The organism is Methylobacterium sp. BI1, from assembly GCF_056680125.1.
Genome location: NZ_CM155267.1, coordinates 2057674 through 2073574 on the forward strand (window position 1 = coordinate 2057674; position 15901 = coordinate 2073574).

At 67.9% G+C, this 15901-nt stretch carries 16 protein-coding genes and 1 tRNA gene; 12 read left to right on the top strand and 5 right to left on the bottom strand.

Translation table 11 applies throughout. The annotated features are described in order from the left end of the window. Nucleotides 1-36: 36 nt before the first annotated feature. Nucleotides 37-261 carry a hypothetical protein gene (locus AC1MGR_RS09605; RefSeq protein WP_480234441.1) on the top strand — a complete coding sequence of 75 codons (225 nt, stop codon included), beginning with the start codon at nt 37-39 and terminating at the stop codon, nt 259-261. A gap of 5 nt (nt 262-266) precedes the next feature. Here AC1MGR_RS09605 and AC1MGR_RS09610 read toward each other — a convergent pair whose 3' ends face one another. Further along, nucleotides 267-2720 carry a PAS domain-containing protein gene (locus AC1MGR_RS09610; protein ID WP_480234442.1) on the bottom strand — a complete coding sequence of 818 codons (2454 nt, stop codon included), beginning with the start codon at nt 2718-2720 and terminating at the stop codon, nt 267-269. A gap of 115 nt (nt 2721-2835) precedes the next feature. Beyond that, nucleotides 2836-3333 (bottom strand): outer membrane protein assembly factor BamE, encoded by a 498-nt coding sequence (locus AC1MGR_RS09615; RefSeq protein WP_108038591.1) that lies wholly within the window; start codon nt 3331-3333, stop codon nt 2836-2838. A 267-nt stretch (nt 3334-3600) separates the two neighbouring features. Between AC1MGR_RS09615 and AC1MGR_RS09620 the strand changes: the two genes are divergently transcribed. The 10 genes from AC1MGR_RS09620 (at nt 3601) to AC1MGR_RS09665 (ending at nt 13738) form a co-directional block, all read left to right on the top strand. Continuing rightward, nucleotides 3601-4200: a ubiquinol-cytochrome C chaperone family protein gene (locus AC1MGR_RS09620; RefSeq protein ID WP_480234756.1), complete on the top strand. Its 600-nt coding sequence runs from the start codon at nt 3601-3603 to the stop codon at nt 4198-4200. Continuing rightward, nucleotides 4197-4721, top strand: a complete 525-nt coding sequence (locus AC1MGR_RS09625; RefSeq protein WP_480234443.1) for a YceD family protein — start codon at nt 4197-4199, stop codon at nt 4719-4721. The genes AC1MGR_RS09620 and AC1MGR_RS09625 overlap by 4 nt, the downstream gene beginning before the upstream one ends. 190 nt (nt 4722-4911) lie before the next feature. Beyond that, complete coding sequence (gene plsX / locus AC1MGR_RS09630) at nt 4912-5946, top strand: phosphate acyltransferase PlsX (protein ID WP_480234444.1); 1035 nt, start codon at nt 4912-4914, stop codon at nt 5944-5946. Nucleotides 5947-5974: 28 nt separating this feature from the next. Beyond that, a complete protein-coding gene (locus tag AC1MGR_RS09635; protein ID WP_480234445.1) occupies nt 5975-6982 on the top strand; it encodes a beta-ketoacyl-ACP synthase III in 1008 nt (335 codons plus the stop codon). Between the two features lie 116 nt (nt 6983-7098). Then, on the top strand, nt 7099-7419 hold the full coding sequence (locus AC1MGR_RS09640; protein ID WP_055950496.1) for an integration host factor subunit alpha: 321 nt from the start codon (nt 7099-7101) through the stop codon (nt 7417-7419). Between the two features lie 7 nt (nt 7420-7426). Beyond that, the gene (locus tag AC1MGR_RS09645) at nt 7427-7957 is read left to right on the top strand and encodes a MerR family transcriptional regulator (RefSeq protein ID WP_480234446.1); all 531 of its coding nucleotides are present in this window, start codon (nt 7427-7429) and stop codon (nt 7955-7957) included. A 133-nt stretch (nt 7958-8090) separates the two neighbouring features. After that, nucleotides 8091-8537 (top strand): 4-aminobutyrate aminotransferase, encoded by a 447-nt coding sequence (locus AC1MGR_RS09650; protein ID WP_108038599.1) that lies wholly within the window; start codon nt 8091-8093, stop codon nt 8535-8537. Between the two features lie 198 nt (nt 8538-8735). Further along, on the top strand, nt 8736-10682 hold the full coding sequence (locus AC1MGR_RS09655; RefSeq protein ID WP_056474078.1) for a PrkA family serine protein kinase: 1947 nt from the start codon (nt 8736-8738) through the stop codon (nt 10680-10682). A 106-nt stretch (nt 10683-10788) separates the two neighbouring features. Beyond that, nucleotides 10789-12090, top strand: coding sequence for a YeaH/YhbH family protein (locus AC1MGR_RS09660; RefSeq protein WP_480234447.1), 1302 nt, complete (start codon nt 10789-10791; stop codon nt 12088-12090). A gap of 76 nt (nt 12091-12166) precedes the next feature. Next, on the top strand, nt 12167-13738 hold the full coding sequence (locus AC1MGR_RS09665) for a SpoVR family protein (protein WP_480234448.1): 1572 nt from the start codon (nt 12167-12169) through the stop codon (nt 13736-13738). A gap of 212 nt (nt 13739-13950) precedes the next feature. On the opposite strand, the gene AC1MGR_RS09670 is transcribed toward AC1MGR_RS09665, so the two are convergent. The 3 genes from AC1MGR_RS09670 to AC1MGR_RS09680 form a co-directional block, all read right to left on the bottom strand. Then, on the bottom strand, nt 13951-14262 hold the full coding sequence (locus AC1MGR_RS09670; RefSeq protein ID WP_055950667.1) for an ETC complex I subunit: 312 nt from the start codon (nt 14260-14262) through the stop codon (nt 13951-13953). 38 nt (nt 14263-14300) lie between these two features. Further along, nucleotides 14301-14377 (bottom strand) — tRNA-Pro (locus AC1MGR_RS09675). 236 nt (nt 14378-14613) lie between these two features. Next, nucleotides 14614-14796: a hypothetical protein gene (locus tag AC1MGR_RS09680; protein ID WP_108038609.1), complete on the bottom strand. Its 183-nt coding sequence runs from the start codon at nt 14794-14796 to the stop codon at nt 14614-14616. A 295-nt stretch (nt 14797-15091) separates the two neighbouring features. Between AC1MGR_RS09680 and AC1MGR_RS09685 the strand changes: the two genes are divergently transcribed. Next, a complete protein-coding gene (locus AC1MGR_RS09685) occupies nt 15092-15634 on the top strand; it encodes an NUDIX hydrolase (RefSeq protein ID WP_480234449.1) in 543 nt (180 codons plus the stop codon). Nucleotides 15635-15901: the final 267 nt, after the last annotated feature.

Consider the following 15901-nt stretch of genomic DNA (forward strand, 5'->3'; position numbering starts at 1 on the left):
GCGTCCGAAGCGACGCGGCGCTCGGAAAGCGTGTGCATGGACAAGACGCAGCGATCGCAACCGATCGGCCCGACCGCCACGGCGCAGCGGGAGCCGGTGGCCCGCCGGTCTCGGACCCGCGGGGCGCGGTCACATTTCCTGGTGGCCTGCCTCGCGGGCGGCCTTCAGGCGACCTATGCCCCCCAGCCCGAGTCCGAAGTCTCCGACCTGTTCGCGGGCCTGATCGCGCAGCTCGACTTCAGCGAGCCCGGAAGCCGCTGACGCGGTCAGAGTCGATCGCGCCGCCCGCGACGGCTGCGGGCTACCGCCTTCCGCAGGACCCGTGAGAGTTGCTCCACCGAGTAGGGCTTGTGCAGCAGCTCGAAGCCGTGGGCGCCTTCCTCGGCCAGGACATGGCTGTAGCCGCTGGCCAGGACCACCGGCAGGTCGGGCCGGCGCCGGACGATCTCCTTGGCGAGTTCGATCCCGTTCATGCCCGGCATGACGATGTCGGAGAACACCACCTCGAAGCGGAAGGGGATCTTCTCGAGCTGACGCAGGGCGTCGGCGGCGGAGGTCGCCCAGACCGTGTGGTAGCCCAGTTCGGCCAGGGTCTGGGTCGCGAAACGGCCGACCTCCGGATTGTCCTCGACGACGAGGACGCAGGTGCCGTGCCCCTCCGTCAGCGGCTCGGCCTCCTCGGGGGGCCCGGCGGTTTCGGAGATGCCGGACACGCGCGGCAGGTAGAGGGTGAAGGTCGAGCCGCGCCCCGGCGCACTCTCGACGACGACCTCGCCCCCCGACTGCTTGGCGAAACCGAAGACCTGGCTCAGGCCGAGGCCGGTCCCCTGGCCGACGCCCTTGGTGGTGTAGAAGGGCTCGAAGATCCGATGCAGGTCCCCGGCCGCGATGCCGGAGCCGGTATCGGTCAGCGACACGGCGACGAAGGCGCCCGCCCGGATGTCGAGGGGGGGAATGCCCTCGACGGAGCCGACCCGGATCGTCAACCGGCCCTCGCCCTCCATGGCGTCGCGTGCATTGACCGCCATGTTCACCAGCGCGGTGTCGAACTGGCTCGGGTCGGCATGCACGTAGCAGGGCGTCTCCGGCACCTCGACCACGATGGCGATGCGGGCGCCGGTCAGGGTACCGACCATCTCGCTGATCGCGGCGACGCCCGAGCCCACGTTGAAGGTCTCGGGCTTGAGGGCCTGGCGCCGCGCGAAGGCGAGGAGCTGGCCCGTGAGCTTGGCGGCCCGCGCCACGGTGTCGGAGATTGCGTCGACGTAGCGGCGGCGGCGATCCTCGGCGAGGCCCGGCCGCTTCAGGAGGTCGGTGGAGGACTTGATGACCGTGAGGAGGTTGTTGAAGTCGTGGGCGACGCCGCCGGTGAGCTGGCCCACGGCCTCCATCTTCTGGGCCTGGCGCAGGGCCTCCTGGGCCTGGTCCAGGGCGGCCTCCCGCGCCTTGTCCTCGGTGATGTCGCGGCCGCTGCAATAGGAGCGCCCGCCCTCCGGCACCGCCGTCCAGGACAGCCAGCGGTAGCTGCCGTCGCGGGTGCGATAGCGGTTCTCGAAACGGAAGACTGGCTTGCCGGCCGCCAGGGTCCGGACGGCCTCGGCGCTACGCTCGACGTCGTCCGGATGGATCAGGTCGAGCACGGACCGGCCGGCGATCTCGGATTCGGACCATCCGAGCACGACCTCCCAGGCCGGGTTCAAGCGCTCGAAATAGCCGTCCGGGTGGAACACCCCGAGGAGGTCCGGGCTGACCAGCCAGGTCAGGCCGCGCTCGTTGGAGCGCAGGATGACCTGGCGCTCCAGGTCGGCGTTGAGGAAGCGCAGTTCCGCCTCGTTCCGGCGCAGGGCGATCTCGGCGAGGGCCCGGTCGGTGACGTCGACGCCCTCGACGAAGATGCCGGTGACGGCGCCGTCGTCGTTGAAGATCGGCTGGTAGACGAAATCGAGGTAGAGTTCGATCTCCGCCCCGTCCGCGACGCCCTGCAGGGTGAGCTTCGAGGCCGTCGCCGTGAAGGCCTCGCCGGTGCGGTAGACGGTGTCGAGGAGCCCGAGATAGCCCTGGGCCACGGCATCGGGAAGGGCTTCGGCGACGGTCCGGCCCAGGAGCGGCCGGTCGCCGACGAGCCGCCGGTAGGCCGGATTGGCGAGCTCGAAGCGATGTTCGGGTCCCCGCAGGACGGCCATGAAGCTCGGAGCCTGGGCGAAGAGCTGCTCCAGGCGCTCGCGCTCGGCACGCGCCCGACGTTCGGCCTGAACCCGGCCCGTCGTCTCGGCGCACGCGCAGAACATGCCGGCGACCTGCCCGGCCTCATCGCGCACCGGCGTGTAGCCGAAGGAGAAGTAGGTTTCCTCCGGATAGCCGTTGCGGTGCATGATGAAGGCGATGCCGTCCATATGCGTCGCCTCCCCCGCATAGGCGCGGGCGAGGATCGGCTCCACCTGATCCCAGATGTCGTGCCAGAGGTCGCGGAACGAGCCTCCGAGGGCGGCCGGGTGCCGTGCGCCGCACATGATGGCGTAGCCGTCGTTGTAGAGGGTGATGTAGTCCGGCCCCCACACGATCAGCATCGGCTGCTGCGAGCCGAGCATCACGCCGACGAGCGTCTTCAGCGCCTGGGGCCAGCCGCCCGGCGCGCCGAGCGAGGTCGCCGACCAGTCATGGTGGCGCAGGAGGGCGCCGGTCTCGCCACCCTCGACGAGAAAGGCTTCGCGAAACGGCATCCTCGGGTCCTCTGCCCGCCGGGAGCCGAGCCCGGGCGCGCGATTCACGGCAGGTGCCACGCGCACCCACCCTCAGTCGACCGGTCGCCCGGCTCCCCGGGACGGGTCGCGATGCTTACAGGCCGCGGTTGGCGCCGGGCACCACGCTGGCGCCGGAGCCGCTGCCGAACGGCTCGTACTTGGTCAGGCCGCGGAAGAGCTGGCTCAGGAAGGCGCGGTCAGCACCGCTGGTCGGTGTGGTCCGCTCGATGAAGTCGAACACCTTGCCGTCCTGCAGGCCGTAGAGCGCCACGCGCTCGACCTTGAAGGCCCCGTTGAAATAGACGGCGGTGACCTTCTGGTCCTCGACCCGTTCGCCGAGGAACAGGACGGTCCGGCGCGTGTTCTGGCTGATGTAGTACCACGACTTGTTGCCGACGGTGGAGACGGTGGACGGCGTGCCGAGGATCTGCAGCACCTGCTCGGCGCTCATCCCGGGCTTCACGGTGGCGAGGGCCGCCTGGTCGATCTGGTAGCCGTGGCGGATGTCCTCGCCGATGCAGCCGGACACACCGGCTCCGATCACGCCGAGGACGGCGAGGCGAGCGAGCGACGAGACGAGACGGCGCGACATCGGCCACCCTTGCTGACAGTGAAAAACTGAACGCGTCTTCCGTGAAGGCAACTTCCGTGAAGGCAACTTCCGTGAAGGCGTCTTCCGTGAAAGCGACTTGCGGCCCCGATCCCGACCCGGCACCGAGGCAGAAGAATCCCGATGGAGGTTGCACCTTGACCGTTCGCTGCCGTAACGCGGGGTTATGGTTTTGACAAGGCAAGCCCGGCCACACCCGCCGGCCGTCCGCACCGGTTTCGCGCCCGCTGTCCCGGAGAGATCCGCATGATGACGGGGCTCCTGGACCGTCTCCGCAGCTGGAGCCGGTCGAGCCCGCGCGAGCGGGTGATCGAGACGCTGCACGGCCGCATCAACGCGGCGGCCCGCCATCCGGACCTGTACCTTCGCCTCGGCGTGCCGGACACGCTGGAAGGCCGGTTCGAGTGTCTGATCCTGCACATGATCCTCGTGCTGCGACGCCTCAACCGGCTGCCGGAACCGGCGGCCGACGTGGCCCAGGACCTCGTCAATTCGGTATTCCTGCAGCTTGATTCCTCCCTGCGCGAATCCGGCATCGGCGATTTCGGCGTCCCCAAGCGCATGAAGAAGCTCGGATCCGCCTTCTACGGCCGGGCCGAGGGCTACGATGCCGCCCTCGATGCCAGGGATACGACGGCGCTCACGGCCGCGCTCGCGCGCAACGTCCTCGGGGCCGATGCGCCGGAGGCGGCGACGGAGCTCGCCCGCTACGTCCTCGCCAGCGACGCCGCCCTGGCCCGAACCGATCTCGACGGGCTGATCGGCACCGGCCCGGCTTTCCCACCGCCGCAAATCTTCGCCGCGCCCCTGTCCGGGCCGGACGGCGCCACGACACGGATCGTCCCATGACTCGCCACGATACGCCCCGTCACGAAGAGACCGGACCGCTCTCGCGGATCGTCAGCGTCGACCGCCTGCGCCGCAGCGACGGGCGGCTCGTCGTCACCGCGAGCCCGGAGGAGTGCGCGGCCCTGGCAGCGGATTTCAACATCCCGGCCATCCGCGATCTCGTCGGCACCTTCGAGACGAGCGGCCCACCCTCGGCCTTCCGGGTGCGCGGAACCGTGACGGCGCAGGTGACGCAGGTCTGCACCGTGTCCCTGGAGCCCTTCGAGGGACCGGTTTCCGAACCGGTCGACCTGCTCTTCACCGACACCGACCGGCTCGCCGGAACCGATGCGGAGGATGCCGACGTCCCCGATCCGATCGTGGGCGGCAAGATCGATTTCGGTAGGATCACGGCCGAGTTCCTGGCGCTCGGGCTCGATCCCTATCCGCGCAAGCCCGGCGTCGCCTTCGAACCCCATATCGAGGATCTCGACGAGCCGCCCCTGGCGGCCCTGCGCGGGCTGAAGCCCGCCAACGACTGAGATCCGCGACCGGCCGATCCGGCCGGCTTTCGGCCAAACGCTCAGATTTCGTTTGCCCGCCGGGCCTCAATCGCTATTTTCCGCCGCGCCGGGCAGGGGGGCCGGTCGTCCGCCGCCCCCCTCGTCCACCGTGATGCCTCCCGCCGGGAGGCCGTTCTTCTCCGCAATCAGAGGCCACCGGCCACCCACCATGTCCCAGAGAGTGTGCATCTCGCTCGACGCCATGGGCGGCGACCACGGCCCCACGACCGTGGTGCCCGGCGCCGCCATCGCCCGCGAGCGCCATCCCGAGATGACGTTCCTGATGTTCGGGGATGAGGCAATCCTCACGCCATTGGTGGCCGCCGAACCGCGCCTGCAGGGCGCCGTCGAGATCCGCCATACGACGATGGCGATCTCGATGGACGAGAAGCCGAGCCAGGCCGTCCGCTCGGGGCGCGGCAAGTCCTCGATGTGGCGCGCGATCCAGGCGGTGAAGGACGGCGAGGCCGATGCCGCCGTCTCCGCCGGCAACACCGGCGCCCTGATGGCGATGTCGAAGATCTGCCTGAAGACCCTGGCGGGCATCGAGCGCCCGGCCATCGCCTGCCTCTGGCCGACGGTGCGCGGCGAGAGCGTGGTCCTCGACGTCGGCGCGACCATCGGCACCGATGCCGAGCACCTCGTCGAGATGGCGGTGATGGGCTCGGCCATGGCCCGCATCGTGTTCGACCTCGACCGGCCGACGGTGGGTCTGCTCAACGTCGGCACCGAGGAGATGAAGGGCAACGAGGCCGTCAAGGAAGCGGCGCGCTACCTGCGCGAGACCGATCTGCCGAACCTCGCCTATCACGGCTTCGTCGAGGGCAACGACCTCGGCAAGGGCACGGTGGACGTCGTCGTCACCGAGGGCTTCACCGGCAACATCGCCCTGAAGACCGCCGAGGGGACGGCCAAGCAGATCGGCAGCTACCTGCGCGCCGCCATGAGCCGAACCCTCTCGGCCAAGATCGGCTACTTCTTCGCCCGCCAGGCCTTCAAGGCCCTGCGGGACAAGATGAACCCGAGCCGGGCCAATGGCGGTGTGTTCCTCGGACTCGAGGGCATCGTCATCAAGAGCCACGGCTCCGAGGACGCACACGGCTTCGCGGCCGCGGTCGACCTCGCCCACGACATGGCCCGGCACGACCTGATGCGCACCATCCGCGACATGCTCGACCTGACGCCGGCCCCGGCCGCGCCATGAGCCGGTCCGCGAACAGAAGGACGGCCCCATGACGGTCACTCCCGGGACGGCCTCCTCCAGCAAGGTCCTGCGCTCCGTCGTGGTCGGCTGCGGCTCCGCCCTGCCGGCCCGGTGCGTCACCAACGACGAGCTCAGCCGCACCGTCGACACCTCCGACGATTGGATCGTCCAGCGCACCGGCATCCGCCAGCGCTACCTCGCGGACGCCACCGAGACGACCTCGGTCCTCGGGGCGCGTGCCGCCCGGGCGGCCCTCGACGAAGCGGGCCTCACCGCCGACGACATCGACCTCATCATCTGCGCCACCTCGACGCCCGATCACACCTTCCCGTCGACCGCCACCGAGATCCAGGCGGCCCTCGGCCTGCGCGGCGGCTTCGCCTTCGACGTGCAGGCGGTCTGCGCCGGCTTCGTCTACGCCGTGACCACCGCGGACAAATTCCTCAGCACGGGGAGCGCCAAGCGTGCCCTGGTCATCGGGGCCGAGACCTTCTCGCGAATCCTCGATTGGGAGGACCGTACGACCTGCGTGCTGTTCGGCGACGGCGCCGGCGCCGTTGTGTTGGAAGCGCAGGCCGGGGAGGGCACCAGTGCCGACCGGGGCGTGCTCACCGCGAGCCTGCGCTCGGACGGACGGCATCGGGAGAAACTCTACGTCGATGGCGGCCCGGGCTCCACCGGCACCACCGGTCACCTGCGGATGACCGGCAAGGAGGTCTTCCGCTTCGCCGTGGGCTCCGTGACCGACGTCATCGACGACGCCTTCCGGGTCTCCGGCACCACCGCCGAGGATCTGGCCTGGTTCGTGCCGCACCAGGCCAACCGCCGGATCATCGAGGCGTCGGCCGACAAGCTCGGCATCGCCCGCGAAAAAGTCGTTCTCACCGTCGACCGACACGGCAACACCTCGGCGGCCTCGATCCCGCTGGCCCTCGACGTCGCCCGCAAGGACGGCCGGATCCAGCCCGGCGACCTCGTGATGATCGAGGCGATCGGCGGCGGATTCACCTGGGGCGCGGCCCTCATCCGCTGGTAGGCGCCGACCGTTTCCGAAACGGGGCCTCACGCACTGTTGACCCGGGCCTGAACGCCGATTAGCGTGCGCAATCATAGAGATACTAAGAAAACTCGAATCGCCTTGGGGAATGTCGCATGACGGGAAAGACGGTCACACGCGCCGATTTGAGCGAGGCCGTCTACCAGCAGGTCGGTCTCTCGCGGACCGAGTCCTCCGCCCTGGTCGAGACGGTGCTGTCCGAGATCTGCACCTGCCTCGCCAGCGGTGAGACGGTGAAGTTGTCCTCGTTCGGGTCCTTCGTGGTACGCAGCAAGGGCCGCCGGGTCGGCCGCAACCCGAAGACCGGCGTCGAGGTGGCGATCGAGCCGCGCCAGGTCATGGTGTTCAAGCCCTCGAACGTGCTGAAGGCCCGGATCAACGGCCTGAACGGCGCGGCCGAGCACGACGACGAGTAGGGCCGCCATGTCCCTCGCCGCGCGGATCGACGAAGTGAAGTCAGACCCTCGCGACGGGGAAACGCCCGTGCGCGAGGCCTCCGAGAAGAGCGCGGGCGCCTTCCGGACCATCAAGGAAGCCGCGGACGAGCTCGACGTGCCCCAGCATGTCCTGCGCTTCTGGGAAACGCGCTTCACGCAGATCCGCCCGGTGAAGCGGGCCGGCGGCCGGCGCTACTACCGGCCCGACGACGTCGACCTCCTCAGAGGCATCAAGCGCCTGCTGCACGGGCAGGGCTACACCATCAAGGGCGCTCAACGGGTCTTGCGGGAGCGGGGCCTGCGCTTCGTCCAGTCGGTGGGCCGCGGCGAGGCCGTGGCGGCCGCCCCCTCGCTTCAGGATGCCGAGCACGAGGCGCCGTCGGCCGATCCCGCCCCTGGCGACGGCCTCACCGTCGAGCAGCGGGCAGTCCTGGCGGACGCCCTCGCCGACCTCAAGGCGTGCCGCGCCGCCCTGGCCACCCTGCGCCTGCCTCCCGAACCCATCGGCGACGCCTGAGGGTGGAGCGGTGACCGAGGGCAGGGCAGCCAGCCACTCGACGGCCGCGCCTGCGATCCCCACATCCGCTACACCCGGACCCAATCCGCCGCGTCCCGCGCGGATCGCCCGGCGTGATCGGAGTTCGTCCCGCATGCTGCTCGCCCGTTCCCTCACCTTCCTGGCCGCCGGCGCCCTCCTGGCCGGGCCGGCCCTGGCGCAGACCACGGTCACCCGCAGCGAGACCGCCGCCAGCGGCAAGAGCGTGCGCCTCGCCATCGTGCCGAATCTGAAGAAGGATTGCTCCACCGGCCCGATGCCGGAGATCCGGGTCAGCGGCGCGCCGAAGAACGGCTCGCTCATCACCAAGGTCGGAAAGATCAAGACCCCGGCGAAGTATCGCTGCCCCAGCAAGGAGGCCGCCGTGCAGGCGGTATTCTACCAGAGCAAGGACGGCTTCACCGGCAGCGACGAGGTGACGGTCGACGTCAAGGATTCCGACGGGAACGTCCAGACCCAGAACATCAAGATCACGGTGAATGCCGCCAAATCCGACACGGCCAAGCCGGACGCGGCGAAGAAGGAGTCCACCGACCTCTGAGCCTGAGCCCGGAGCCGCGGCGGCCTGCCGTCCGCAGCCCCACACCGAACCCGACTGGCGGGCCCGCCTGTTGCACTGTGGCACGCATCACACGCCCAAATTCCGTGGTGAATGCGCTGCGACAAAACTGGGCCTGTCAGTTGCATCCAAGGCGAGACAGGATGAAGCTGTCGCTGTCGTGAGGGGATCGGAAAGCCTATGCCGTCGACGAACGACCTGTTCCAGAGCTTCGCCCGTGGCTACGAGGCGCGTCGCGATACGGAGATGAGCCTCTCCGAGTATCTTGAAGCGTGCCGCGACGAGCCGCTGATGTACGCCTCCGCCGCCGAGCGCATTCTCGAGGCGATCGGCAAGCCGGAATTCGTGGATACGGCGAAGGACCCGCGCCTCGGGCGCGTGTTCATGAACCGCACGATCCGGGTCTACCCTGCCTTCGCCGAGTTCTACGGGATGGAGGAGACGATCGAGCGGATCGTCTCGTTCTTCCGCCACGCGGCGCAGGGCCTGGAAGAGCGCAAGCAGATCCTCTACCTGCTCGGCCCCGTCGGCGGCGGCAAGTCCTCCCTGGCCGAGCGCCTCAAGGCCCTGATGGAGACCCATCCCATCTACGTGCTGAAGGCCGGCAACGAGGTTTCCCCGGTCTTCGAGAGCCCCCTCGGGCTGTTCGACCCCGAGACGATGGGGGCCGAGATCCAGGAGCGCTACGGCATTCCGAAGCGCCGCCTCACCGGCCTGATGAGCCCCTGGGCCCTCAAGCGCCTCGACGAATTCAACGGCGACATCTCGAAGTTCAAGGTCATCAAGGTCCGGCCTTCCCGGCTGCGCCAGATCGCTATCGCCAAGACCGAGCCCGGCGACGAGAACAACCAGGACATCTCCAGCCTCGTCGGCAAGGTCGACATCCGGCGCCTCGAGACCCTCTCTCAGGCCGATCCTGACGCCTACTCCTACTCCGGCGGCCTCAACCGGGCGAACCAGGGCGTCCTCGAATTCGTCGAGATGTTCAAGGCGCCGATCAAGATGCTGCACCCCCTGCTCACCGCGACGCAGGAGGGCAACTATGTCGGCACCGAGAACATCGGCGCGATCCCGTTCACCGGCGTGATCCTGGCCCACTCGAACGAATCCGAGTGGCAGACCTTCAAGACCAACAAGAACAACGAAGCCTTCATCGACCGGATCTACGTGATCAAGGTGCCGTACTGCCTCCGGGTGACCGAGGAGCAGCGCATCTACGAGAAGCTGGTCTCGGGCTCCGAACTGTCCGACGCCGCCTGCGCGCCGGGCACCCTGGAGATGCTGGCCCGCTTCTCCGTGCTCTCGCGCCTGCGCGAGCACGCCAACTCGAACGCCTTCTCGAAGATGCGGGTCTACGACGGCGAGTCCCTGCGCGAGGTCGATCCCCGCGCCCGCTCGATGCAGGAGTACAAGGACGCGGCCGGCGTCGACGAGGGCATGGACGGGATCTCGACCCGCTTCGCCTTCAAGGTGATGGCGGCGACCTTCAACCACGACACGACCGAGGTCTCGGCCGATCCGGTCCACCTCATGTACGTGCTGGAGCAGGCCCTGCGGCGCGAGCAGCTGCCGCCCGAAACCGAGAAGCGCTACCTGGAATTCATCAAGACGGAGCTGGCGCCGCGCTACGCGGAGTTCATCGGTCACGAGATCCAGAAAGCCTACCTCGAATCCTACCATGATTACGGCCAGAACCTGTTCGATCGTTACATCGACTACGCTGATGCGTGGATCGAGGACCAGGATTTCAAGGATTCCGAGACCGGACAGCTCCTCAACCGCGAACTCCTGAACCAGGAGCTCACCAAGATCGAGAAGCCGGCGGGCATCGCCAATCCGAAGGACTTCCGCAACGAGGTGGTGAAGTTCGCCCTGCGCTCGCGGGCGCAGCACGGCGGCCGCAACCCCTCCTGGACGAGCTACGAGAAGCTGCGCGAGGTCATCGAGCGCCGCATGTTCAGTCAGGTGGAGGAGCTCCTGCCGGTGATCTCCTTCGGCTCGAAGAAGGACGGCGAGACGGAGAAGAAGCACGGCGAGTTCGTCGACCGGATGGTGGCCCGCGGCTACACCGAGCGGCAGGTCCGCCGTCTGGTCGAGTGGTACATGCGGGTGAAGCAGGCGGGCTAGGGCATCGACCGAGCCTTGTCCGCACGGGGACGGGGTGGCTGCCACGGGTGGTCACCCCGCTCCGCCGATCCCACATTGGTCTTGAGGGCGAAGGCACACACATCGGATGCACATCGTCGACCGCCGTCTGAATCCCGGGGGCAAGAGCCTCGCCAACCGCCAGCGCTTCCTGCGTCGCGTGAAGGACGTGGCGCAGCGGGCCGTGCGGGAATCCGCGCGCGAAAAGGACATCAAGGATCTCGGCAAGGACGGCCGCGTTTCCGTGCCGGTCGACGGGGTTCGGGAGCCGCGCTTCGCCCGCCAATCCGGCACCGGCCTGCACGACCACATCCTGCCCGGCAACAAAACCTATGTGGAGGGCGACCGGATCGAGCGCCCGCCGTCGGGCGGCGGCGGCAAGGGCTCGGGGGAGGGCGGCGAGGGCTCGGAGAACAGTGAGGACGCCTTCCGCTTCGTCCTGACCCGCGAGGAATTCCTCGAGCTCTTCCTCGAAGACCTCGAACTGCCCGATCTCGCCAAGCGCCGGCTCTCCGTGGTGGAGACCGAAGGGCTTCGCCGGGCCGGCTATACGATTTCGGGCTCGCCCGCCAACCTCGCCTTGACGCGCACCCTGCGCAACTCCATGTCCCGGCGCATCGCTCTGAAGCGGCCGAAGCCCGACGAGATCGCCGCCCTGGAGGCCCGCATCGCCGCGACCCCGTCGAGCGATCCCGACTTGCCGGACCTGCTGCTGGCGCTCTCGGGCTTACGCGAGCGCACCAAGCGCATCCCCTACGTCGATCCCCTCGACCTGCGCTACCGCCGGTTCGAGACCTATCCGCGCCCGGTGGCGCAGGCGGTGATGTTCTGCCTCATGGATGTCTCGGGCTCGATGACCGAGCACATGAAAGATCTGGCCAAGCGCTTCTACATCCTGCTGCACATCTTCCTGACCCGACGTTACCGGCACGTGGAGATCGTCTTCATCCGCCACACCGACAAGGCGACGGAGGTGGACGAGGAGACGTTCTTCGGCTCGCGGGAGACCGGCGGCACCCTGGTCTCCTCGGCGCTGGTGGAGATGAAGCGCGTCATCGCCGAGCGCTACGATCCCAACGACTGGAACATCTACGCCGCGCAGGCCTCCGACGGCGACAACGTGTCGAGCGACGGTCCGACCGCGACGGAGCTGCTGCGCGCCCACATCCTGCCGGCCTGTCAGCACTTCGCCTATCTGGAGGTCGGGGACGAGAATGGCCCGCGGGCCGGCTTCGTCGAGCATCGCACCACCCTGTGGCGGACCTACGAGAGCCTGGCGAAGACGGGCGCACCCATCGCCATGCGCAAGGTCAACCACCGCCGCGACATCTACCCTGTGTTCCGCGAGTTGTTCGGGCGCAAGGACGCCCGGGCGGAAGCCGAGGCCTGACACCGGCGAGTCGGGCCATGGCCACGCGGGACACGGACGCTTCGAGCACGGCTCCATCGAGGAAGGCGTAAATCGTATGGTCGGCAGCATCATCCGCCCCACGCCCCAGCGGATCTCCGGTAGCCAGGAGCCGCTCTTCACCGGGAACGACTGGGATTTCGACACGATCCGGCGCATCCACGATGCCTGCGAGGTCGAGGCGCGGGAGCTCGGCCTGTCGTGGTACCCCAATCAGATCGAGATCATCACAGCCGAGCAGATGCTGGACGCCTACGCGTCGATCGGCATGCCGCTGTTCTACAAGCACTGGTCCTTCGGCAAGCACTTCGCCCAGCACGAGGCCGGCTACCGGCGCGGCATGATGGGGCTCGCCTACGAGATCGTCATCAATTCGGACCCGTGCATCTCCTACATCATGGAGGAGAACACGGCGACGATGCAGACGCTGGTCATCGCGCACGCGGCCTTCGGCCATAACCACTTCTTCAAGAATAACTACCTCTTCAAGCAATGGACCGACGCCGAGGGCATCCTCGACTACCTCGACTTCGCCAAGGGCTTCATCTCACGCTGCGAGGAGCGCCATGGCCATGCGGCCGTCGAAGCCGTGCTCGACGCCGCCCACGCGCTGATGAGCCAGGGCGTCCACCGCTATCCGCGCAAGAAGCGACCCGACCTCGCCTCCGAGCAGCGCCGCGAGCGCGAGCGCGCCGAGCACGGCGAGCAGATCTACAACGACCTCTGGCGCACTCTGCCGCAGAAGACGGCCGCCGGGCGCCCCGACATGGCGGCGGAGCGGCGCAAGGCGCTCCTCGAGCTGCCGCAGGAGAACATCCTCTATTTCCTCGAGAAGGCTGCCCCCCGCCTGCGGCCCTGGCAGCGCGAGATCCTGCGTATCGTCCGCCTCGTGGCGCAGTACTTCTATCCGCAGCGCCAGACCAAGGTGATGAACGAAGGCTGCGCCACCTACTGCCACTACCGGATCATGAACGCCCTGTCCGAGAAGGGCCTGATCGGCGAGGCGGCCTACCTGGAGTTCCTGCAGTCGCACACCAACGTCGTGCGCCAGCCGAACTACAACGAGCGCGGCTATAACGGCCACAATCCCTACGCCATCGGCTTCGCCATGATGCAGGACATCGCCCGCATCGTGGAGCAGCCGACGGACGAGGACCGGGCGTGGTTCCCCGAGATCGCCGGCACTGGCGACGCCATGGCGACCCTGCGCGACGTCTGGGCGAATTACCGCGACGAGAGCTTCATCGCGCAGTTCTTGTCGCCCAAGCTGATGCGGGACATGCGCCTGTTCCACGTCGTCGACGACCCCGACGAATCGGAGCTCTACGTCGAGGCGATCCACGACGAGCGCGGCTATCGCAAGATGCGCCGCTCCTTCGCCCGCCAATACGACGTCGCCTGGCTCGACCCGGATATCGAGGTGGTGGACGTCGATCTCGAAGGCGACCGGCGCCTCATCGTGCATCACCGTGCCCTGAATCGCATCACCCTGCAGAAGGACGACGCCAAGCGAGTGCTTCAGCACCTCGCCGATCTCTGGGGCTACGACGCCGTTCTCAAGGAGATCGATCCGGCCAACGAGGCGGTCCTGGCCGAGCACCATGCCAGCGCCCGGCCGATCTTCTTCTGAGAGGGCGGGCGCGGCATATCGGTCCACGCGGCCACGCCACGCGCGCGAGGATTGGCGGCGACCTCCGGCCGCGTTAGCCTGAGGCCATGATGAACGACGATCTGCGCGAATCGCGCGCCGCCCTGATCCTGCTCGCCGCGGCGGTGGGCTCCGTCCTGATCTTCGGAGCCATCACCATCCTGATCCAGATCTGACGCGCTGGAGACAGCGTCTCAGTGGGTCCAGGGGGCGGTGCGGTTGAACTTGAAATTGTCCGAGTAGGACAGACCCTTGCGCAGGATCGGCTTCTGCGGCTCCTCGACCCGGTAGGACAGGCCGGCCCGCGTCGCGTAGGCCACGGCCTCCTCGCGGGTCTCGAACTCGAGATGGACCTGCTGCAGCATGTCGGACGAGCCGGTCCACCCCATCAGCGGATCGGTCTCGCGCGGCGCGGTCTGATCGAATTCCAGCACCCAGGCCTTGGCGCGCGCTGTCCCGGACTGCGTCGGATCCTTCGCGGGCTGGTAGATGCGGGCGCTCGACATCGGGTCGTCCAACTCCAGGGAGCCTCGGCGGTAGACAATGGTCGGGGCGATAGGATTCGAACCTACGACCCTCTGGTCCCAAACCAGATGCGCTACCAGACTGCGCTACACCCCGACACGCTTGCGCGTAGAGGGGACGTACGGTTTCGGGGGGCAAATGGCAACTGGGTCACGCGCCGGCATCTGCAATCGGCTGTTCCCCCGGGTGCAGAGCACCGCGTCCAACCCGGCATGGTGTTTCCCGCGGCCCGAACCTGCGCGCGAACCGGCAAGCGCTGCGCAGGAGGCCTGGCGGCCTCCCTCGATGCGACCGACGACGAGAGGCTCCTGGATGTCAGGGCCGCTGACAGATCAAGCCAGTTCAGAGAGCCGCGCATTGGCCTCGGCGAGGGCATCTTCCACGGAAGCATGCTCCGTCTGGGACGCCTCGTAGAACATCGTCTCCGTGCCGTAGATCGTCCAGAGGTATCGGGACCGGTTGCCGGGCGCAGGGCGGACACCGATGCGGTACGGCTTGGCGGACTGAGAGGACATGGCAGCTCCTTGGCAAGCCTGACTGTGGAATTCACGCAGACATCGCTGCCGGTGCCCCACCGGTTCCCTCAGGACGTCTCAGAAAGGGAAAAATCCGCTTTGGATGGGTCCGGACGGTGGAATGCCTCCTCTCAGTCGGGAGGATGCGTGGCGCCGATCGCCGGATGGCGACCGGGTCAGCCGCGCGTGACCGGCATTCCCGTGCGAACCGCCACACCCATAGGGTGTCTGCGAATTTTTCGGGTATCGGTCCCACCGCCCGGCATTGCCGCCCGGCTGCGGAAAGGGATCCAGGATGGCCGGTGACAAGCGCTGGACGATTCACCGCTCGGGACACGTCTTCCAGGATCGCTGGATCAGCGTCAGGGCGGATGATTGCGAGACGCCCGACGGCGTGGCGATTGCGCCCTACTACGTTCTCGAATTCCCCGACTTCGTCCATGTGTTCGCAACGGATGAAGCCGATCGCGTCGTCCTCGTTCGGCAATACCGGCACGGGCTCCAGGATATCAGCCTGGAGCTTCCGGGAGGCGTGATGGACGCTCACGACACGGATGCCGTGGCAGTGGGGGCACGGGAGCTTCGCGAAGAGACAGGATTCTTTGGCGGGACGTTCGCCCCTCTTGCCGTCCTCAGCGTCGACCCGGCGCGCTACGCCAACCGCCTGCACCTCATCCGGGCAACGGGCGTCATCGCCGGCGCGTCACATCCGGAGCCGACCGAGGACATCGAGGTGGTGCTGGTATCGCGCCAGAACGCCAAACACCTCGCTCTCTCCGGGCAAATCGCGAATGCAGGCCACGTTGGGTTGATCCTGATGGCCCTTGCCGGTGCATGAGGCGAGGGCGCGCACTGGACAAAGGCTTGCTCTGCACCTTTCAGAGCCGCAGAAGCCTTGCCCGGCGTGCTACGGACCACATCGGTCACAGCAGAAGATGAGCACGTCCGATAGCGGTAGGCGAACAACACGGTGGCTTACGGCGAATGAGGTCGATCAGGCCCGCGGGACTACCCCGGAGAAGATCGAAGCTTTGGTACGGAGCCATCATTGGCCGCGCATGCATGGGACATCGGGCGGGAAGCTCCCGGTGAACGTCCGAACGTT